Origin of the sequence: Phytopseudomonas punonensis (assembly GCF_900142655.1) — a bacterium.
Classification (GTDB): Bacteria; Pseudomonadota; Gammaproteobacteria; order Pseudomonadales; family Pseudomonadaceae; genus Aquipseudomonas; species Aquipseudomonas punonensis.
Genome location: NZ_FRBQ01000006.1, coordinates 12530 through 31436, shown reverse-complemented (window position 1 = coordinate 31436; position 18907 = coordinate 12530). Strand labels below are relative to the sequence as shown.

Annotated in this window: 21 protein-coding genes; 12 read left to right on the top strand and 9 right to left on the bottom strand. The window is 62.7% G+C overall.

Annotation, left to right across the window (positions count from 1 at the left end):
- Nucleotides 1-2 precede the first annotated feature (2 nt).
- Nucleotides 3-305, top strand: coding sequence for a DUF2845 domain-containing protein (locus tag BUC40_RS15500; RefSeq protein ID WP_425272942.1), 303 nt, complete (start codon nt 3-5; stop codon nt 303-305).
- A 257-nt stretch (nt 306-562) separates the two neighbouring features.
- Here BUC40_RS15500 and BUC40_RS15495 read toward each other — a convergent pair whose 3' ends face one another.
- Complete coding sequence (locus BUC40_RS15495) at nt 563-850, bottom strand: PA4642 family protein (RefSeq protein ID WP_073267077.1); 288 nt, start codon at nt 848-850, stop codon at nt 563-565.
- A 194-nt stretch (nt 851-1044) separates the two neighbouring features.
- On the opposite strand from BUC40_RS15495, the gene dauA reads away from it, so the two are divergent.
- Nucleotides 1045-2745, top strand: a complete 1701-nt coding sequence (dauA, locus tag BUC40_RS15490) for a C4-dicarboxylic acid transporter DauA (RefSeq protein ID WP_073267076.1) — start codon at nt 1045-1047, stop codon at nt 2743-2745.
- 3 nt (nt 2746-2748) lie between these two features.
- On the opposite strand, the gene BUC40_RS15485 is transcribed toward dauA, so the two are convergent.
- Complete coding sequence (locus tag BUC40_RS15485; RefSeq protein ID WP_073267075.1) at nt 2749-3306, bottom strand: hypoxanthine-guanine phosphoribosyltransferase; 558 nt, start codon at nt 3304-3306, stop codon at nt 2749-2751.
- A 251-nt stretch (nt 3307-3557) separates the two neighbouring features.
- Here BUC40_RS15485 and upp point away from each other — a divergent pair, with 251 nt between their 5' ends.
- Nucleotides 3558-4196: a uracil phosphoribosyltransferase gene (gene upp, locus BUC40_RS15480; RefSeq protein ID WP_073267074.1), complete on the top strand. Its 639-nt coding sequence runs from the start codon at nt 3558-3560 to the stop codon at nt 4194-4196.
- Nucleotides 4197-4199: 3 nt separating this feature from the next.
- Nucleotides 4200-5477, top strand: coding sequence for a uracil-xanthine permease family protein (locus BUC40_RS15475; RefSeq protein ID WP_073267073.1), 1278 nt, complete (start codon nt 4200-4202; stop codon nt 5475-5477).
- Nucleotides 5478-5739: 262 nt separating this feature from the next.
- Here the strand turns inward: BUC40_RS15475 and hemH are convergent, their stop codons facing one another.
- Both hemH and BUC40_RS15465 read right to left on the bottom strand, forming a co-directional pair.
- Nucleotides 5740-6762: a ferrochelatase gene (gene hemH / locus BUC40_RS15470; protein ID WP_073267072.1), complete on the bottom strand. Its 1023-nt coding sequence runs from the start codon at nt 6760-6762 to the stop codon at nt 5740-5742.
- Nucleotides 6763-6814: 52 nt separating this feature from the next.
- Nucleotides 6815-7714, bottom strand: a complete 900-nt coding sequence (locus BUC40_RS15465) for a TIGR01777 family oxidoreductase (protein ID WP_073267071.1) — start codon at nt 7712-7714, stop codon at nt 6815-6817.
- A 490-nt stretch (nt 7715-8204) separates the two neighbouring features.
- Between BUC40_RS15465 and BUC40_RS15460 the strand changes: the two genes are divergently transcribed.
- The 8 genes from BUC40_RS15460 (at nt 8205) to BUC40_RS15425 (ending at nt 14641) form a co-directional block, all read left to right on the top strand.
- The gene (locus tag BUC40_RS15460; protein WP_073267070.1) at nt 8205-9197 is read left to right on the top strand and encodes an NAD(P)/FAD-dependent oxidoreductase; all 993 of its coding nucleotides are present in this window, start codon (nt 8205-8207) and stop codon (nt 9195-9197) included.
- Nucleotides 9194-9421: a TIGR02450 family Trp-rich protein gene (locus BUC40_RS15455; protein WP_073267069.1), complete on the top strand. Its 228-nt coding sequence runs from the start codon at nt 9194-9196 to the stop codon at nt 9419-9421. Before BUC40_RS15460 ends, BUC40_RS15455 begins: the two co-directional genes overlap by 4 nt.
- Before the next feature lie 133 nt (nt 9422-9554).
- A complete protein-coding gene (locus BUC40_RS15450; RefSeq protein ID WP_073267068.1) occupies nt 9555-10523 on the top strand; it encodes a YbgA family protein in 969 nt (322 codons plus the stop codon).
- A complete protein-coding gene (locus tag BUC40_RS15445) occupies nt 10520-11464 on the top strand; it encodes a MerR family transcriptional regulator (RefSeq protein ID WP_073267067.1) in 945 nt (314 codons plus the stop codon). Before BUC40_RS15450 ends, BUC40_RS15445 begins: the two co-directional genes overlap by 4 nt.
- Nucleotides 11465-11475: 11 nt before the next feature.
- Entirely contained in the window at nt 11476-12924 is a 1449-nt protein-coding gene (gene phrB, locus BUC40_RS15440; RefSeq protein ID WP_208605780.1) for a deoxyribodipyrimidine photo-lyase, read from the top strand.
- The gene (locus tag BUC40_RS15435) at nt 12921-13691 is read left to right on the top strand and encodes an SDR family NAD(P)-dependent oxidoreductase (protein WP_073267065.1); all 771 of its coding nucleotides are present in this window, start codon (nt 12921-12923) and stop codon (nt 13689-13691) included. The genes phrB and BUC40_RS15435 overlap by 4 nt, the downstream gene beginning before the upstream one ends.
- A gap of 89 nt (nt 13692-13780) precedes the next feature.
- Nucleotides 13781-14284, top strand: coding sequence for a DUF2878 domain-containing protein (locus tag BUC40_RS15430; RefSeq protein ID WP_073267064.1), 504 nt, complete (start codon nt 13781-13783; stop codon nt 14282-14284).
- 39 nt (nt 14285-14323) lie between these two features.
- A complete protein-coding gene (locus BUC40_RS15425) occupies nt 14324-14641 on the top strand; it encodes a YkgJ family cysteine cluster protein (protein ID WP_073267063.1) in 318 nt (105 codons plus the stop codon).
- Between the two features lie 69 nt (nt 14642-14710).
- On the opposite strand, the gene BUC40_RS15420 is transcribed toward BUC40_RS15425, so the two are convergent.
- The 5 genes from BUC40_RS15420 to prfA form a co-directional block, all read right to left on the bottom strand.
- A complete protein-coding gene (locus BUC40_RS15420) occupies nt 14711-15229 on the bottom strand; it encodes an acyloxyacyl hydrolase (protein ID WP_073267062.1) in 519 nt (172 codons plus the stop codon).
- Between the two features lie 112 nt (nt 15230-15341).
- Nucleotides 15342-16139: a glutamate racemase gene (murI, locus tag BUC40_RS15415; protein ID WP_073267061.1), complete on the bottom strand. Its 798-nt coding sequence runs from the start codon at nt 16137-16139 to the stop codon at nt 15342-15344.
- Nucleotides 16132-16899: a molybdopterin-synthase adenylyltransferase MoeB gene (locus tag BUC40_RS15410; RefSeq protein WP_073267060.1), complete on the bottom strand. Its 768-nt coding sequence runs from the start codon at nt 16897-16899 to the stop codon at nt 16132-16134. Before BUC40_RS15410 ends, murI begins: the two co-directional genes overlap by 8 nt.
- Entirely contained in the window at nt 16892-17725 is an 834-nt protein-coding gene (gene prmC, locus BUC40_RS15405) for a peptide chain release factor N(5)-glutamine methyltransferase (protein ID WP_073267059.1), read from the bottom strand. Before prmC ends, BUC40_RS15410 begins: the two co-directional genes overlap by 8 nt.
- A 99-nt stretch (nt 17726-17824) precedes the next feature.
- The gene (prfA, locus tag BUC40_RS15400; protein WP_073267058.1) at nt 17825-18907 is read right to left on the bottom strand and encodes a peptide chain release factor 1; all 1083 of its coding nucleotides are present in this window, start codon (nt 18905-18907) and stop codon (nt 17825-17827) included.

The following is an 18907-nucleotide window of genomic DNA, read 5'->3' as shown; positions in this document are numbered from 1 at the left end:
TCATGATCAAGACACTGATTTCCTGCGCCCTGCTCATGCTGCTGGCTGGCACCGTCAATGCCGAGACCTGGCGTTGCGACCGAGCAATCGCCAGCACCGGCGACACCACGGCCGAAGTACAGGCCAAATGCGGCGAGCCGAACAACCGCGCCTTCGTCGGTTACAAGGAGGAAACCGACCGCTACGGCTTCACCCATGAAGTGCAGATCGAAGAATGGAATTACGGCCCGCGCAATGGCATGAATTACTTCCTGCGCTTCGTGGGCAATCGTCTGGAGCGGATCGACAGCAAGCGTGGCGACTAGCCTGCTTCTTGTCAGGTAGGCGACGACAGGCTGTCGTCGCCGCAGAGCTCTTGGAACCTGTTCAAAGTCTTCCAGCCCAGCTTCGCCGCTTATGGCAGCTAAGTGGCGGTAGCAGCCGTAGGGTGGACAACGCTCTTTTTGTCCACCATTGCAATCGCAGAGCGGTGGACGGATAAAGCGTCGTCCACCCTACGAAGGGCAGCTTTTGCCTTGTAGCAGCCTCTTTCATACCGTCTAAAAAGATCGTAAACCGGTTCTTAGCCGCGGGCGGCTTTGACCGCCTGGATGTAGGGTTCAGCATTGCGCTGATCCTGGATCAGGGCGATAAAGTCATTGCCGTCGGCGTCCTTGGCATTCAGGTCATAACCGGCCTCGACGAAGAAGCCCAGGAAACGCTCGAAGTCGTGGTCGCGCAGACCGCGGTAGGCTTTCACCAGTTTGTGCAGCGACGGCGGTGTGGCATCGGCCGGTTCCACGGCGAGAAACAGCTTGATCTGCTCATCACTGATGTCGTCGCCAATCACCTGCTTCTTGTCTTTACGCATCGCTCACTCCAGCTAACCAGACTACATGGGGCCGGCAGTGTAACCCTGGCATCAAAAGCGCTCAACGCAGAGCACGCCTCAGGTGACAGCGCATCGGCTAGCAGCCAGGAGGCCCGAGCGGTACGCGACCTAAGTCAACAACCCGTCTCGCTACGCGGCTCTATACTGGCGGCAACCCGCCAGGAAGCCACGCCATGCCTACCTTGTTCGCTGCTTGCCGCCAGAGCCTGCGCAGTGGCTATTCCTGGGCCAGCCTGCGCGGCGATCTGGCCGCAGGCCTCACGGTAGGCATCATCGCCATTCCGCTGGCGATGGCATTGGCAATCGCTGTCGGTGTGGCACCACAGCATGGCCTCTATACGGTACTGGTCGCGGCCCCGCTGATCGCCCTGTGTGGCGGCTCGCGCTTCAATATTTCCGGCCCCACTGCCGCCTTCGTGGTGATTCTGCTGCCGATCACTCAGCAATTCGGCATCGGCGGTCTGCTGCTCTGTACGGTGATGGCCGGACTGATTCTGATCGTTCTGGGACTGCTCAAGGCCGGCCGCCTGATCGAATTCGTGCCCTATCCGGTCACGCTGGGTTTCACCGCCGGGATCGGCATCGTCATCGCCACGCTGCAAATCAAAGATCTATTCGGCCTGCAGCTAACCGCGCAGCCAAGCCATTACGTGCAGCAAGTGCAGTTGCTGATTCAGGCGTTGCCCGGCATCCGGCTCGGCGACAGCCTGGTGGCGTTGGCCTGCCTTGGCGTGCTGCTGGTGTGGCCGAGGCTGGTGCCACGGGTGCCTGGTCACCTGGTCGCACTGACGGTCGGCGCGTTACTGGGCTTGCTGCTGGAACATAGCGGCCTGTCGGTGGCGACGCTTGGTGAGCGCTTTAGCTATAGCGTCGAAGGCGTCAGCTACCCGGGCATTCCACCCTTCCTGCCCACCTTCGCCTGGCCCTGGCAATTGCCAGGTGCCGATGGCCAGCCGTTGGTGCTGTCGTTCGAGCTGATCCGCCAGTTGCTGGCGCCGGCCTTTGCCATCGCCATGCTTGGCGCCATCGAGTCGCTGCTCTGCGCGGTGGTCGCCGACGGCATGACCGGCAGCAAGCACGACCCCAACGCCGAGTTACTCGGCCAGGGCATTGGCAATCTGGTCGCGCCGTTGTTCGGGGGGATCACCGCGACCGCAGCCATCGCCCGCAGCGCCGCCAACGTCAGAGCCGGCGCACGCTCGCCTTTGGCGGCGATCATCCATGCCGGCGTGGTGCTGGCGGCGATCCTGTTTCTCGCGCCGCTGTTCAGCTACCTGCCGATGGCGGCGCTGGCCGCCCTGTTGCTGATGGTGGCGTGGAACATGAGCGAAGCTCACCATGTGGCCCATACCCTGCGCATCGCGCCACGCAGCGACGTGCTGGTGCTGCTGACCTGCCTGCTGCTCACAGTGCTGTTCGACATGGTGCTGGCGGTGGGCGTCGGCCTGCTGCTGGCCGCCGGGCTGTTCATCAAGCGCATGAGTGAACTGACCGATGCCCGCAGCCTACCGCGGCACAGCCATCAGGCGCTGAGTGATCTGCCGGAGCACACGCTGGCCTTCGCCATTCGCGGCCCGCTGTTCTTTGGCGCAGCCGAGCGCACGCTGGGCGCCCTGCGCCGCCTCGATCCGCATATCCGGGTGGTGATTCTCGACGTCAGCGCCGTGCCGATGCTCGACATGACGGCGCTCGCAGCGCTGCAAGGCATCGTGCTGGAGTACCGCAAGCACGGCATCTCCCTGATCGTCAGCGGCGCCTCGCCGTCACTGCGCCTGAAGCTGCGCCGCGCCGGCCTGCAGAACGCCCATGGCCGACTCAGCTACGCCCGCGACCTGTCGCGAGCCCGGGCGATCTGCGAAAGCTGGCAAAACTAGGTTTTAAAGCCCTTTGACGGCATAGATGCCTGGCGCATTGCGCCAGTAACCCTTGTAGTCCATGCCGTAACCGAAGATGTAGCGGTCGATGCACGGCAGGCCCACGTAGTCAGCCTTGAGATCAGTCCGCGCCTTACGGTCGTGGTCTTTGTCGATCAGCACGGCGGTATGCACTTTGGCAGCGCCAGCGTGATGGCAGAAGTCGATGATTGCGCCCAGGGTATGCCCCTCGTCGAGGATGTCATCGATGATCAGTACGTCGCGATCAATAAACGACACTTCCGGCTTGGCTTTCCAGAACAGCTCACCGCCGCTGGTCTGGTTGCGGTAGCGGCTGGCGTGCAGGTAGGACGCTTCCAGCGGGAAGTCGAGCTGGGTCAGCAGCTTGCCGGAGAAGATCAGCCCGCCATTCATCACGCAGAACACCACCGGGTTGCGCTCAGCCAGTTCGGCGTTGATGGCCGCGGCGACGCGGGTGATGGCGGCCTCGACTTCGGCTTCGCTGTACAGGCAGTCGGCTTCGGCCATTACCTGGCGGATGTGGGCGAGATCGGCAGACATATCGTGTCCTCGTAGGCAGGTGCAGTTGGCACCGCATGGATGGCCCCGGCGCAGGCGCTGATCACCGGGTCAGAAAAAGGCGGCAAAGTTACGCACCCGGCCTACGCGGCGCAAGCATGACTCCGGATGTTCGACAAATGGCATGGCCATTGCGCGCCGATGGTAAAAAGTTCCACCGCTACAGCGCCCACTTTGCGACGCAATGCTTTAATCTAGCGTGTTTTTTGCCCATTTTTGCCGGAGACCCCGCAATGCCAGTCCTCGAAATCCGCCACCCGCTGATTCGCCACAAAATCGGCCTCATGCGCCGAGCGGATATCAGCACCAAGAATTTCCGCGAACTGGCCCAGGAAGTGGGCGCCCTGCTCACTTACGAGGCGACCAAGGATCTGCGCCTGGAAAGCTACGAAATCGAAGGTTGGGCCGGCCCCGTGCAGGTCGAGAAGATCTCCGGCAAGAAGATCACCGTAGTGCCGATCCTGCGCGCCGGCATCGGCATGCTCGATGGCGTGCTCAGCCTGATCCCAGGCGCCAAGGTCAGCGCCGTCGGCGTGGCGCGCAATGAAGAAACCCTGCAGGCGCACACCTACCTGGAAAAACTGGTGCCGGAAATCAACGAGCGCCTGGCGATGATTATCGACCCAATGCTGGCTACCGGCGCCTCCATGGTCGCCACCATCGATCTGCTGAAGAAAGCCGGCTGCAAGGAAATCCGCGCCATGGTGCTGGTCGCCGCGCCAGAGGGCATCAAGGCCGTGAACGACGCGCACCCGGATGTGCAGATCTACACCGCGTCCATCGATCAGTGCCTCAACGAACACGGCTACATCATTCCTGGGCTGGGTGATGCGGGCGACAAGATCTTCGGCACCAAGCAGAAGGACGCCTGATCGATGCGCGACGAATTCAACGACCCGTTGTGGCGGCAGGTGCTGTCCGGCGCGCAGATGCTATTCGTGGCCTTTGGCGCCCTGGTGCTGATGCCGCTGATCACCGGTCTCGACCCCAACGTGGCGCTGTTCACGGCAGGTTTGGGCACGCTGCTGTTCCAGATCGTCACCGGTCGCCAGGTCCCGGTTTTCCTGGCCTCAAGCTTCGCGTTCATCACCCCGATCATCCTTGCCAAGGGCCAGTTCGGCCTGGCGGAAACCATGGGCGGCGTGGTCGCGGCGGGCTTCGTCTATACCTTTCTCGGCCTGGCCGTGAAGATCAAGGGCACCGGTTTCATCGACCGCCTGCTGCCGCCGGTGGTAATCGGCCCGGTAATCATCTCCATCGGCCTGGCCATGGCGCCGATCGCCGCCAACATGGCTATGGGCAAGGCCGGCGACGGTAGCGTGCTGCTGCCCTACAGCACGGCGATGTGGATCTCCATGCCGACCCTGCTGACCACCCTGATCGTCGCCGTGTTCGGGCGCGGCATCTTCCGCCTGGTGCCGATCATCTCCGGCATCCTGGTGGGCTTCGCCCTGTCGATCTACTTTGGCGCCCTTGACCTCAGCCACGTGGGCACCGCGCCCTGGCTGGCCGTGCCGGCGTTCACCGCACCGGAGTTCAACTGGCAGGCGATCCTGTTCATCGTGCCGGTTGCTCTGGCACCGGCCATCGAGCACATCGGCGGCGTGATCGCCGTGGGTAGCGTGACTGGCAAGAACTACCTGAAGAAGCCGGGCCTGCACCGCACCTTGCTCGGCGACGGCCTGGCCACCTCCGCAGCCGGCCTGTTCGGTGGCCCGCCCAACACCACCTACGCCGAAGTCACCGGCGCGGTGATGCTGACCAAGGCTTACAACCCGAAAATCATGACCTGGGCGGCGATCTTCGCCATTACCCTAGCCTTCATCGGCAAGTTCGGCGCCATCCTACAAAGCATTCCGGTGCCGGTAATGGGCGGCATTCTGTGCCTGCTGTTCGGCTCCATCGCTGCAGTGGGCATGAACACCCTGATCCGCCACAGCGTCGACCTGAGCGAAGCGCGCAACCTGGTAATCGTTTCGGTGACCCTGGTGTTCGGTATCGGTGGCGTGCTGATCGGCACCGGCGACGGCCCGGACGACTTCGGCCTCAAGGGCATCGCCCTATGTGCCATTGTCGCCATCCTGCTGAACTTGATCCTGCCGGGTAATGACGGCTGGAAGAAGAAGAGCGCCGACGACGCGCCCGACATCTGAGAATCTGTTAATGATTTTTCGGCTCGACTTCAGCGTTTTGACTGCGAAGTGGCGGAAGCGGCCGTTCGTTCCAATAGGGTGAACTGATGATTACTTGTGGGAGCGGGCCATGCCTGCGAAAGAATCACGGGCATGGCCCGTTCCCACAGGTAAAGCAACGATGTCCGCTTTTGCCTTGTAGCAGCCTTTTATGTCACCGAAAAAGATCGTGAACAGGGTCTGAGAGGGAAAGAAAAATGCCCGGCACTAGCCGGGCATTTTTTTACACGCTTTGCGGCGCTCGCTCACAGAGCCGCTTGAGCGCTGCCACCCAGCTCGGGTGGCAGTTCAGGCAGGGCACCAGCTCCAGGCTCTCGCCCCCCGCCTCCTGGAATTGCTCACGGCCACGGTCACCAATTTCCTCCAGGGTCTCGATGCAATCGGCGACGAAGGCCGGGCACATCACCAGCAGCTTTTTCACGCCCTGGGCGGCCAGTTCGTCGAGGCGCGCCTCGGTATAGGGCTCGATCCATTTGTCCTTGCCCAGGCGCGACTGGAACGACACCGACCACTGCTCAGGCCGCAGCCCCATGCGCGTGGCAAAGGCTTCGGCGCTGCGCATGCACTGGGCCCGGTAGCAGGTGGCGAGCACCTGTGGCGACGCCGTGCGGCAACAGTCCGGCCCGCGCAGGCAATGATTGCTCGGGTCAAGCTTGCGCAGGTGGCGCTCCGGCAAACCGTGGAAGCTCAGCAGCAGGTGATCGAAGTCTTTTTCCAGGTAAGGCCGCGCGCTGTCGGCCAGGGCCTCGATGTAATCCGGGTCCTGGAAGAACGGCGGCAGAATCGAGAAGCGAATCGGCAGCTTGCGCTCGCGCACCACCCGCTTGGCTTCTTCGATCACCGTAGTGGTGGTGCTGTCAGCGAACTGCGGGTAAAGCGGCGCCAGGGTGACCTGGGTGATGCCCTGTCCGGCCAGGCGCGTCAGCACGGTATCCAGTGACGGTTCGCCGTAGCGCATAGCCAACTCAACCGGACCCTCGGTCCACTGGCTCTTCATCGCCTCCTGCAGGCGCTTGCTGAGCACCACCAAGGGCGAGCCCTCCGGCCACCAGATCGATGCATAGGCATGGGCCGACTGCACCGGGCGGCGAATCAGAATCAGCGAGACCAGCAAGCGACGCACTGGCCACGGCAGGTCGACTACGTAAGGGTCCATCAGAAACTGATTGAGATAACTGCGTACATCGGCGACCTCGGTGGAAGCCGGCGAGCCGAGGTTGACCAGCAGTAAGGCGTGATCGGTCATGCAATATCCCTTGAAGGTGTCGCGGTCAGATCCAGCGGACCGCGCACGAGTATTAGTGAAGGCTCAACAGGTCGACCAGCGCTACGTCTAGGCGGGTGAAGCGAAACTCGAAGCCCGCCTCCTGTGCCCTGACCGGCAACGCATGCTGGCCGCCCAGCAGCAACAGCGACATCTCGCCCAGCCCCGCACGCAAAGCAAAACCCGGCAATGGCACGATGGTCGGCCGGTGCACGGCGTGGCCAAGCTCGCTGGCGAACTCGACGTTGCGCACCGGGTGCGGCGCGCACGCATTATAAGGACCGCGCGCTTGCTCGTGCTGCAACAGAAAATCAATCAGGGCGATTTGATCGGCGATATGAATCCACGGCATCCATTGGCGTCCACTGCCGATGCGCCCGCCCAGGCCGAAGCGAAATGGCGTCACCATGCGCTTGAGAATTCCGCCCTCTTTGGCCAGTACCAGCCCCGTACGCAACAAGATCACGCGAATGCCCATGGCTTCGGTCTGCTGCGCGGTATCTTCCCAGGCTACGCACAGCTGCGCCGCAAAGTCCGCACCTGATGGCGCCTGCTCATCGACGATGTGCTCGCCGCTGTCGCCGTACCAGCCCACCGCCGAACCAGACAGCAACACCGCCGGTTTCTGCTCGCGAGTCTGCAGCCAGGCCAGCAAGCGCTCGGTCAGGCCGATGCGACTCTCCCACAGCAGCTGCTTGCGCGCCTTGCTCCACGGGCGGTCAGCAATCGGGGCGCCCGCCAGGTTGACCACCGCATCGAGCGGCGCGTCGCCAATATCCTCAAGGCGCGAGACGCCTCGCACGGCAGTGCCGCAGAGCACCGGCACCTGCTCGGGGCGCCGGCTCCATACGGTCAACTGATGGCCCTGGGCGGCCCACTGGTGGCAGAGCGCCTGGCCAATCAGGCCGGTACCGCCGGTGATCAGGATATGCATAGCAGACTCCTCGTTATTCTGGTCTAAGAACCTGTTCACGATCTCGCGAGCTAGAGCCATACAAGGCCTAGGCGGCCCCACAAAAACAGGCGAGGAAGCAGAGTTTACGAGCTGTAAATGAGCATTACTCGCTTCGCTCGCCCCTTCGGGGCCGCACTAAAGTGCGTTAACCGCAAGCGGCTTTCCGAGCCTGTTTTTAACGCAGTAGGGCCGACGCGCAGCAGATCGTGAACAGGTTCTAAGGGTTCGACACGACCTGCGCCACCTTGCTCAAGAACAATCCGCGCCCCGCCTGCCGCCGACAGAAACGAGGAGAAACTATTGCCGGTCGCACCTATTCTGAAGAGTAGATGCCCTGGCTGCAGATACTGACGAACATGCCATAAGCTTATGCGGACTGTACATTGTATGAGTGAAGTTCGAGGCGTAGCCTGAGGCCCAGCGAGTCGCCCACCGCAGTCACGGCGGCTCGACAGCAGGTGAGGTAACCATGACCAACAACGCTCCCATCGCCATTATCGGCACCGGTATCGCCGGCCTTTCCGCCGCCGAAGCGCTAAACGCCGCCGGCTATCCGGTGCAATTGTTCGACAAGAGTCGCGGCAGCGGCGGCCGCATGGCCAGCAAGCGCAGCGACGCCGGCGCCCTGGACCTCGGCGCCCAGTATTTCACCGCTCGTGATCGCCGCTTCGCTGCCGCTGTCGCCCAGTGGCAAGCCCGTGGCTGGGTCGAGCCCTGGACGCCCAACCTCTACCAATACGCCAACGGCGTGCTCAGCCCGTCTGCCGACGAGCAGGTGCGCTGGGTTGGTGCGCCGCGCATGAGCGCCATCACCCGCGCCATGCTCGGCGCCCTGCCGGTGAAGTTCTCGTGCCGCATCACCGAAGTCTTTCGCGGCGAGCAGCACTGGCATCTGCTCGATGCCGATGGCGAAAGCCACGGCCCGTTCAGTCAGGTGATCATTGCCACACCGGCCCCGCAAGCCAGTGCATTGCTGGCCACCGCGCCGAAACTGGCCGGCACCGTAGCAAGCGTCAGCATGGAGCCAACCTGGGCAGTCGCGCTGGCGTTTGCGGAGCCACTGCAAACGCCGGTAGAGGGCTGCTTCGTGCAGGACGACGTGCTCGACTGGACAGCGCGCAACCGCAGTAAGCCCGGCCGCGATGCCACACCTGACACCTGGGTGCTGCACGCCAGCAGCAGTTGGAGCAGGCAACACCTGGATCTGTCCAAGGAGCAGGTTATCGAGCACTTACATGGCGCGTTCGCGGAAATGATCGGCTGCGCGGTGCCGGCCCCGGTGTTCAGCCTCGCTCATCGCTGGCTGTATGCGCGGCCTGCCGCAGCTCACCAGCTGGGCGCCCTCGCTGATGCCGGCCTGGGCCTCTACGTATGCGGCGACTGGTGCCTTTCCGGCCGAGTGGAAGGCGCCTGGCTCAGCGGCCAGGAAGCGGCCCGCAAACTGATCGCGCATAACCAATGAACGGTGAAAAGCATCGCCTCACCCCGCGCAAACTGCTCCTGTCCAAATGGACGGCAGCGAAACCGCAGAACCGCGAAAAACACTTTATGGTCACCGAGCTGTTCTGTGACGAGGACGGCAACGTACTGGAGGTGGAGCTGCAGGCGGTACTCAGCAAACGCTGCCAGCGCCTCGACTGGCGTGACCTGCAGAACACCGAAAGCTGGCACATGGGCTGGCGTTGAACCCTTGGCCATCTGGCTGACTCTATGATGAAAGCCCTGTACATGAAATTTGACTTGTACAAGATCGGGCTTAAGATGAAATAACCCTGTACATAACCGAATCCTTGTACAAGGTCATTTTTGAAGGTGTGCCATGCCAGTCAGCCAGCTCCACCGCATAAAACCCAAGTTAGGCATCAGCGCCTGCCTGCTTGGCGCCGAGGTTCGCTACAACGGTGGCCACAAAGCTTCAAGGCTGTGCCTGGATCAACTGAGCGAATATTTCGAATTCGTCCCGTACTGCCCCGAGGTCGCCATCGGCCTGGGCACCCCACGCGAGCCCATCCGCTTGGTCGGCGACCCTGCCGCGCCACGTGCCGTCGGCACCGTACACCCGGATCAGGATCACACCGCTGCGCTGGCCTCCTACGGTGAACAAGTGGCAACAGAGCTGCCGGCGATCAGCGGCTACATCGTTATGCAGCAATCGCCGTCCTGCGGGCTGGAGCGCGTCAAGGTCTATCAGGACAACGGCCACCCGAGCGAGCCGAAGGGCCGTGGCATCTTTACCCGTGTGCTCACCGACAGGCATCCGAACCTGCCCATCGAGGAAGAAGGCCGGCTCAATGATCCGGTGCTGCGCGAGAATTTCCTTACCCGCGTATTCACCTATTCCCAGTGGCAAGCACTGTGCGAATCCGGCCTTACCCGCGGTGGGCTGATCGAGTTCCACGCCCGCCACAAGTACCTGCTGATGGCCACCGATCCGCTACGTTACAAGCGCCTGGGCCGAATGCTGAGCGACCTCTCCGCGCAAGATCTCGACGAACTGGCCACTCGCTACATCGCCGAACTGATGATCGCCCTCAAGCGCTGCGCCACCCGCGGCACCCACAGCAACGTGCTGCAGCACCTGAGCGGCTACCTCAAGAGCGCGCTGAGCAGCGAGGAAAAGCAGGAAATGCAGCAGCTGATCGGCCAGTACCGCAAGGGCATCATTCCGCTGGTGGTGCCGCTGACCCTGCTCAAGCACCACTTTCGCCTGCACCCTGATCGCTACATCGCCCAGCAGGTTTACCTGCAGCCGCACCCGGAAAACCTCAGCCTGCGAAACGCGCTATGAACCGGTTGAACGCCAACGAGCAAGGCACCGGCACAACCCAAGAGCTGATTGCCAATGGCTACCTGCCGATTCGCGACGTGGCGGGCATTACCGGGGTCAACCCGGTTACCCTGCGCGCTTGGGAGCGCCGCTACGGCCTGATCGTGCCGCATCGCACCGCGAAGGGGCATCGCCTGTATTCCCCGGAACAGGTGCAAACCATCAAGACAGTACTTGGCTGGCTCAATCGCGGCGTTTCAGTCGGCCAGGTGAAAGGTCTGCTGCGGGCAGACCAGCCACTGCCGGCTGATCAGGCATCGCAGTGGCAGGAAAAACGCGAGCGCCTGTGCGATGCGGTCCACGCGCTGGACGAACGTCAGCTCGACGAGCGCTTCAACGCGGAGCTCGCGTTGTACCCGGTACAGATTCTTTGCCAGCACCTGCTGTTACCCCTGCTGGTCACCCTGGAAGCGCGCTGGCCGCAGCGCCCCGGCGCGACCACCGAACGGCTGTTCTTGCACAGCTGGCTGCGTAGCAAACTCGGCGCGCGGGTCTACCACGACAATCGCCAGCATCAGGGCCAGCCGCTGATGCTGATCAACCTCTGCCAGGCGCCAATGTCGCCGCAGCTGTGGCTATGCGCTTGGTTGATCGGCACTGCAGGCTGCCCGGTCGATGCCTTCGACGGGCCGATTCCAATCACCGAACTGCCGTTGGCCATCAGCCGCCGTCGCCCACGAGCACTGCTGCTGTTCTGTGAATCGGGCTCCAACACCAGCGCCCAGTCATCGCTGCAGCACTGGCTGGGCGACCACGGCGTGCCCTGCATCCTGATCGGTATCGAGGATCAGCAGGAGGCCGAAAGACTCATTGCCCATGCGCCCGCTGAAGCGGATGTCACCGTCGTCGCCGACCCGCTGGCGGCGCTGCAAACCCTCGCAGATCGCCATCTGCTCGAATAGGACGCCTCATGCTGCAACTGATGTGGTTTCGCACCGACCTGCGTGTCACCGATAACAGTGCGCTGAGCGCTGCCATGCAGGCCGGCCCGACGGTCGCGGTATTCCTGCTTAGCCCGGCCCAATGGCAGCAGCACGATGACGCCGCGTGCAAGGTGGATTTCTGGTTGCGCAACCTCGCCGAGCTGAGCCAGGAGCTGAAGCGCCTCAACGTACCGCTGCTGGTTCGCGAGGCCGATGAGTGGGGCGCGGCGCCAAAGGTACTCGGCAAGCTGGCCCAAGAACTGAACGCCACCGCCGTGCATGTGAACGAGGAATATGGCGTCAACGAAAGCCGCCGCGACCAGGCCGTCTCCAGCGCAATGGACAAGCTCGGCATCAACCTTCACAGCCATCTCGACCGCCTGCTGTTCAAACCGGGCAGCGTGCTAACGCGCACCGGCAACTACTTCAAGGTCTACAGCCAGTTTCGCGGCGTCTGTTATCAGCGCCTGCACACGGCGTTGCCGAAACTGGTGGCGCTGCCCAAAGCGCAAAACGAACTGAAAATAGCGGCTGACCCGATACCCGAAAACATTGCTGGCTTCGATACCCCAAGCCAGCACCTGCTCGTTGCCTGGCCGGCGGGTGAACAGGCCGCACGGGAGCGGTTGCAGCGCTTTGCTGACGAGTGGATAGAGGACTACCAGGATAACCGCGACTTCCCTGCCCGCCCCGGCACCAGCCAGCTTTCGGCCTACCTGGCCGCCGGCGTGGTGTCGCCGCGCCAGTGCCTGCATGCGGCGCTGAACGCCAACGGCGGCGAGTTCGAAAGCGGCAACCAGGGCGCAGTCACCTGGGTCAATGAGCTGCTGTGGCGAGAGTTCTACACCCATATTCTGGTCGGCTATCCGCACGTTTCCATGGGCCGTGCCTTCCGCCCGGAAACCGAAGCGCTGCCCTGGCGCAACTCCAGCAAGGATCTGCAAGCCTGGCAGGAAGGTCGTACCGGTATTCCGATTATCGATGCGGCCATGCGCCAGTTGCTGGAAACCGGCTGGATGCACAACCGCCTGCGCATGGTGGTGGCGATGTACCTGACCAAGAACCTGCTGATTGACTGGCGTGAAGGCGAACGCTTCTTCATGCGCCACCTGATCGACGGTGACTTGGCCGCCAACAACGGCGGCTGGCAGTGGAGCGCCTCGACCGGCACCGACTCGGTGCCCTACTTCCGCATCTTCAACCCGATCAGCCAATCGCAGCGCTTCGATCCGGATGGCCGCTTCATCCGCCAGTGGCTGCCCGAACTGGCGGCGTTGAGCGACAAGGCGATTCACGATCCGCATGCCGGCAGCAAAGGGCAAGCCAGCCTGTTTGGCGGCGGCGTGGACTACCCGAAGCCCATCGTCGATCTGCGCGCCAGCCGCCAGCGTGCGCTGGACGCCTTCAAGAACCTGCCGCCTGCCAGCGAACTGGCATGAGTGCCTTCAGCAAACGCATCTGGCTGACCGGTGCCAGCAGCGGCATCGGCCATGCCCTGGCCGAGCGCTTGCTGAACGACGGCCATCGCCTGGCGCTGAGCGCTCGCCGCGAAGAACCTTTGCTGGCGCTCGCCGAGCGTTTTCCCGGCAAGGTGCTGGTGCTGCCGGGCGACCTTGGTGAGGTCAGCGAAGTGGACGCGATTGCCTCGCAGCTCAACGAGCACTGGGGCGCGCTGGACTGCGCGATACTCAATGCCGGCGTGTACGAACATGTCGACGCCAGCAATTTCGAAGCCGATACACTGGCCCGGGTCATGCGTGGCAACCTGTTCTCGGCCAGCCACTGCATCGTTGCCGCACTGCCGCTGCTGCGCCGTGGCCAATCGGCACATCTGGTTGGCGTCAGCAGCGCGGTCACCTACCTGCCACTGGCGGGCGCCGGCGCCTATGGCGCCTCCAAGGCCGCGCTGCGCTATCTACTCGAATCACTGCGGGTCGACCTGGCCCAGGAAGGTATCGCGGTGACTGTAGTCACGCCGGGCTTCGTCGATACTGCGCACTCGGAAAATAGCGGCTATTACACACCGATGCGCTGGTCAGCACGCAAGGCCGCCCGGCATATCGCCAAACGGCTGGACGCCCGCCCGCTGGAAATCGCCTTTCCTGGCCCGTTCATCGCCGCGCTTGGTCTGCTCAGTCGCCTGCCCGCGCGCCTGCAATTGGCTATTGGCAGGCGCCTAGCGCGCAGCGAACGGGACACGCCCTGACACGGCCACGGCTTGCAACCGCGTCACGCTCACGGCACCATCGGCGTCTTGTTTGCTGCCGCCAGGCAGACCTGACTGGATGTTGCTCAGTGCCTAAAACCTCGCTAAACGCCCTGCTATTTATCTGCGGCTGGCTCGCTTGCCTGCTCGGTGGCGGGCCTTGGCTATGGGTCGTTGCGGTGGTGCTATTGGTTCATCTGCTGCACATCGGCAGTTGGCAGCGCGAAGGCAAACTGCTGATGAGCGTGTTTCTGTTCGGCAGCGCGGTGGATAGCTTCCTGCTGCAACTGGGTGTGTTCGACTTCGGCGAGCCGCGTCAGCTGGTTCCGTTGAACCAAGCACTGACGTGGCTCTTGCTCGGCACCACCCTTTGCCACTGCCTGGCCTGGACGGCGCGGCCGCTGTGGCGCGCCAGCCTGATTGGCGCCGGCTTTGCCCTGCTCTCTTACGGCGCCAGCACCTGGCTGAACGTGATGAGCCTGCCCTACGGCAACACCGCCACGTTGACGTTACTGGCCGCGATCTGGGCGGCTGGGCTGCCGGTGCTGCACGGCTTCGCCAGGCTGTATAGCGCAGATCGCCACCCTGCTTGAATTCACTGCGCAACACCGCGGCTGGCGTAAACTAGCGCGATGAGTAACGAACGACATATCCCCCATACCCAGCTCAATGAACAGGCGCAGGTCACTTGCAGTACCTGCGCGGCCTGCTGCTGCCAGCTGGAAGTGATGCTGATCACCGATACCGGCGTGCCCGAGCGCTTTATCGATAGCGACGATTGGGGCGGTGAAGTGATGCGCCGCCTCGACGACGGCTGGTGCGCGGCACTGGATCGCGACACCATGCGCTGCACCATCTACGAAGTGCGGCCGCTGATCTGCCGCGAGTTTGAAATGGGCTCGCCGGAATGCCTAGAAGAGCGCAGCGGCATCGACACCATCTATCGCTGATCTGGCGCCCAAAAGCAGCGCATAAAAAAACCGGGCCAAGGCCCGGTTTTTTTAAGACTCGACTACTGCTTAGTAGTTGAAGCGGTAGTGCAGCGAGTATGCCTCTACACCATCGTTAGGCTGTTTGATGCCGGCGTTGGAATAGTGGATTGCGCGAATGCCCACTTCATGGCCACCGGCGAAACGCAGGCCGGCACCAATGCGATCTTCGAACTGGAACGAAGAACCCAGATCATTGGATTCAAGTTTGGTATTGGAGAATGCTGCTACCCCGATACCCGCCTCCAGGTAAGGTTTGACGGTTTGCCCAGCGAACTCGTAAACGAATACCGGCGCAAAGGAAACACTGTGGTTGGTGGACGTATCATCCCCCTGCCAGTAGGTGTAACCGGCATCCCAATAACCGCCCAAGTGGCCAACACTGCTTTCGAACCAACGGCTGTTGAAATCGAACTGAGCCCCCAGGCGATAAACCATGGTGGAGTCGCCCGTCTGCCCCACGGAAACACTCAAACCCGCAGCCTGAATGGCTGTAACCGAACCAAGAGACAACGCAACTGCAGCGACCAAGCCAACCAGCTTCTTCATCGATACATCCTTTTATAGGGACTTATTAGTTTTTAAGTGGGCATGCTGAAAGCTACAGTTACAGACTTTAGACAAGTTCCCTTGGTTCTAGAAATATTTACTAACCCAACGGTTAATTAATCGAAGGCAGCCCAGCCACCGGTTCGGCGCTGCCCCACAGGCGTGGCAACACCTGCTGCATGGCCAAAGGATCGCCGCTGCACCAGAAGTGGTCTGCACAGCGCGGCCCTGCGGCCAGCAGGTCGCGACTGACCAACAGCCGTTGCAGTTGCCGGGCGACAGCGGCGCCGGTATCTATCAGGCTGATCGACGGATCCAACCACTGTTCGAGCAGCGGCCTCAGGAAGGGGTAGTGAGTGCAACCGAGAATCAGCGTGTCGCAGCCCTCGGCCAGCAACGGCTCGACATAGCCGCGCAGCAGCAGGTGCAGTGCTGGATCGTTAAGATCCCCTGCTTCGATCAGCTCAACTAACCCAGGACAAGGCTGGGTAACCACTCGAACGTCGCTGGCGAACTGATCCAGCAGCGCCGCGAAGCGGGCACTTTTCAGGGTTCCAGTGGTGGCCAACACACCGACTACACCGGAGCGCGTGGCTGCAGCAGCCGGCTTGACTGCGGGCTCCATCGCCACGATCGGCAACTGCGGGTACAGCGTACGCAGCTCAGCGACGCCCGCTACGGTTGCGGTGTTGCACGCCAGCACCAGCGCCTTGGCGCCTTTGGCGAGCAAGAAAGCCGCGATTACCCGACAACGCTCGCGGATGTACTCCGGGCTCTTTTCGCCATAAGGCACATGCCCGCTGTCGGCTACATACAGCAGCGCCTCGTCTGGCAGCAGCACGCGAATCTCGCGCAATACCGTGAGGCCACCGACACCGGAATCGAACACCCCGATTGGCGCGTCACGCATGGGCGGCGCTTCCGCACACAGCGCAAGCGGGGTCGCGCTTGACCCGCAGTTCACGAAAGCGCGAACCGAAGGCATCGATCAGCAGCAACCGTCCGACCAGCGCCTCGCCAAAGCCGGCCAGCAGCTTCAAGGCCTCGAGTGCCTGCAGGCTGCCGACCAGGCCAACCAACGGCCCGACGACACCGGCTTCGCTGCAAGTCAGCTCGGCTTCGCTGCCGTGGCCATACAAGCAGTGATAACAGGGGCTATCGTCACGGCGCGGGTCGAACACCGAAAGCTGCCCTTCCAGGCGGATCGCTGCACCGCTGACCAGTGGCCGCCGCGCGGCCACGCAGGCGGCATTGACGGCCTCACGGGTGGTGAAGTTGTCCGAGCAGTCGAGCACCAGGTCTACCGCCGTCACGGCCGCTGCAAGCGAATCCGCATCCAGCGCCTGACGGTAGGCACGTAGGGTGATTTCAGGGTTAATCGCCGCCAGCCGAGCCAGCGCCGAGTCGACTTTGCTTTGGCCGATATTCGTCGTGTCGTGGGCGATCTGCCGTTGCAGGTTGCTCAAGTCGACTCTGTCGAAATCCGCCAGGTGCAGTTCACCCACGCCGGCCGCGGCCAGATACAGCGCCACTGGCGAGCCGAGACCGCCGAGGCCGACGATCAGCACGCGGCTGGCTTTGAGGCGCAACTGGCCGTCTACATCGATCTGCGAGAGCAGAATCTGCCGACTGTAGCGCAGCAGTTCCTCGTCGCTCAGGTGTTCATTCATGTGGCCATCGTCCCAGGCTGATGCGCTCATGATCGGCGAGATCGCGGCGACTGTGAACCTCGACGAAGCCGCGCTGGTTCAACAGCTCGCGTACCGCCTCAGCCTGATCAAATCCATGTTCAAGCAGCAGCCAGCCAGGCGCCGCCAGATACGCCGGCCCCCCAGTGATGATCAGGCGAATGTCGTCCAGCCCGTCAGCACCCGATACCAGCGCACTGCTCGGCTCGAAACGCACGTCGCCCTCACCCAGGTGATGATCATCGCTGGCGATATAGGGCGGATTGCTGACGATCAGCCCGTACCGCTCGCCTCCCAGTGCATCGAACCAGTGGCTCACCTTGAACACGGCATTGTGCAACCCCAGGCGCGCGCGATTGCCCTCAGCCAGCGCCACGGCCTCGCCCACCCGGTCAACGCCGGTGACCTGCCAGGACGGCCGTTCGCTTGCCAACGCCAGGGCGATGGCGCCGCTGCCGGTGCCGAGATCGAGCACCCGAGCCGGACCGCCGGGCAGCAGCGTCAGCGAGGTTTCCACCAGTAACTCGGTATCCGGGCGTGGAATCAGGGTGTGCGGGGCGACGTCCAGATCCAGGCTCCAGAAGCCCTGGCGGCCAAGAATGTAGGCGACTGGCTCACCGTTACGCCGACGTGCCAGGCTGCTTGCGAACCGCGCCGCTGCCTCGGCGTCCACTTCACGGTCGGCCCAGGTGCGCAGGTAGCTGCGCGGCTTGCCCAGGGCATCGGCCAGCAGGAGCTCGGCGTCCAGCCGCGGGCTGGGCGAGTCAGGCAGTTCGGCGGTACGAAGCAGGGATTCGATGCTGGCCATATCTATATTGTCGAGTGGATCGGGCGCGTAGCCCGCACGTTATCGATTCGTCGCGCGGGGCTGATGGCGGATGAAAGGCATCATCCTCTTGGGTGCTATTTAGTCGCTCAACGCGGCCAGCTGATCGGCCTGGTATTCGGCGAGCAGCGGCTCGATCACCGCATCGACGCTACCGGCGATCACTTCGTTGAGCGAATACAGGGTCAGGTTGATGCGGTGATCGGTCACCCGGCCCTGGGGGAAGTTGTAGGTGCGGATGCGTTCGGAGCGATCGCCGGAGCCGACCAGCAGCTTGCGCGTGTCGGAGATTTCCTTGTGCGCGGCGGCGTCCTGCTGATCCTTGAGCTTGGCCGACAGCCAGGCCATGGCCTTGGCTCGGTTCTTGTGTTGCGAGCGCTCTTCCTGACACTCGACCACGGTGCCGGTGGGAATGTGAGTGATGCGGATCGCCGAGTCGGTGGTGTTGACGTGCTGACCGCCAGCGCCCGATGAGCGATAGGTGTCGACGCGCAAATCCGCCGGGTTGATCTCGATGGCCATTTGCTCGTCCGGCTCGGGCAACACCGCAACGGTGCAGGCCGACGTATGAATACGCCCCTGGGACTCGGTTTCCGGCACACGCTGTACGCGGTGCGCACCGGACTCGAACTTGAGCTTGCCGAATACGTTTTCGCCTTCGACCCGGGCGATCACTTCCTTGAAGCCGCCGTGCTCGCCCTCGTTGGCGGACAGTACCTCGACGCGCCAGCCCTGCTTTTCGGCATAGCGCGAATACATGCGAAACAGATCACCGGCAAAGATCGCCGCCTCGTCACCGCCAGTACCGGCACGCACCTCGAGAAACACGTTACGGCCGTCATTGGGATCCTTCGGCAGCAGCATGCGCTGCAGGCTGTCTTCCAGCTCAAGTAGGCGGGCCTTGGCAGTGTCGACTTCTTCCTCGGCCATCTCGCGCATGTCCGGGTCGCTGTCCTTGAGCAGCGCCTGGGCGCCGTCGAGGTCAGCCTGCACCTTGCGGAATTCGCGAAACGCGGCGATCACCGGCTCGATCTCGGCGTATTCCTTGGAGTAGGCGCGAAACTGGGTCTGGTTGGTGATCACCTCGGCATCGCCAAGCAGCGCCGTGACTTCTTCGAAACGGTCGTGCAACAGATCGAGTTTATTGATCAGCGAAGCTTTCAT

Coding starts and splice junctions, on each gene's coding strand:
- BUC40_RS15460 (WP_073267070.1), top strand. CDS start 8,205: ATGACCAACAACGCTCCCATCGCCATTATCGGCACCGGTATCGCCGGC.
- murI (WP_073267061.1), bottom strand. CDS start 16,139: ATGCGTGACGCGCCAATCGGGGTGTTCGATTCCGGTGTCGGTGGCCTC.
- prmC (WP_073267059.1), bottom strand. CDS start 17,725: ATGGCCAGCATCGAATCCCTGCTTCGTACCGCCGAACTGCCTGACTCG.
- BUC40_RS15450 (WP_073267068.1), top strand. CDS start 9,555: ATGCCAGTCAGCCAGCTCCACCGCATAAAACCCAAGTTAGGCATCAGC.
- dauA (WP_073267076.1), top strand. CDS start 1,045: ATGCCTACCTTGTTCGCTGCTTGCCGCCAGAGCCTGCGCAGTGGCTAT.
- BUC40_RS15420 (WP_073267062.1), bottom strand. CDS start 15,229: ATGAAGAAGCTGGTTGGCTTGGTCGCTGCAGTTGCGTTGTCTCTTGGT.
- BUC40_RS15465 (WP_073267071.1), bottom strand. CDS start 7,714: ATGCATATCCTGATCACCGGCGGTACCGGCCTGATTGGCCAGGCGCTC.
- hemH (WP_073267072.1), bottom strand. CDS start 6,762: ATGACCGATCACGCCTTACTGCTGGTCAACCTCGGCTCGCCGGCTTCC.
- upp (WP_073267074.1), top strand. CDS start 3,558: ATGCCAGTCCTCGAAATCCGCCACCCGCTGATTCGCCACAAAATCGGC.
- BUC40_RS15500 (WP_425272942.1), top strand. CDS start 3: ATGATCAAGACACTGATTTCCTGCGCCCTGCTCATGCTGCTGGCTGGC.
- BUC40_RS15445 (WP_073267067.1), top strand. CDS start 10,520: ATGAACCGGTTGAACGCCAACGAGCAAGGCACCGGCACAACCCAAGAG.
- BUC40_RS15410 (WP_073267060.1), bottom strand. CDS start 16,899: ATGAATGAACACCTGAGCGACGAGGAACTGCTGCGCTACAGTCGGCAG.
- BUC40_RS15425 (WP_073267063.1), top strand. CDS start 14,324: ATGAGTAACGAACGACATATCCCCCATACCCAGCTCAATGAACAGGCG.
- BUC40_RS15495 (WP_073267077.1), bottom strand. CDS start 850: ATGCGTAAAGACAAGAAGCAGGTGATTGGCGACGACATCAGTGATGAG.
- BUC40_RS15485 (WP_073267075.1), bottom strand. CDS start 3,306: ATGTCTGCCGATCTCGCCCACATCCGCCAGGTAATGGCCGAAGCCGAC.
- BUC40_RS15475 (WP_073267073.1), top strand. CDS start 4,200: ATGCGCGACGAATTCAACGACCCGTTGTGGCGGCAGGTGCTGTCCGGC.
- BUC40_RS15435 (WP_073267065.1), top strand. CDS start 12,921: ATGAGTGCCTTCAGCAAACGCATCTGGCTGACCGGTGCCAGCAGCGGC.
- BUC40_RS15455 (WP_073267069.1), top strand. CDS start 9,194: ATGAACGGTGAAAAGCATCGCCTCACCCCGCGCAAACTGCTCCTGTCC.
- prfA (WP_073267058.1), bottom strand. CDS start 18,907: ATGAAAGCTTCGCTGATCAATAAACTCGATCTGTTGCACGACCGTTTC.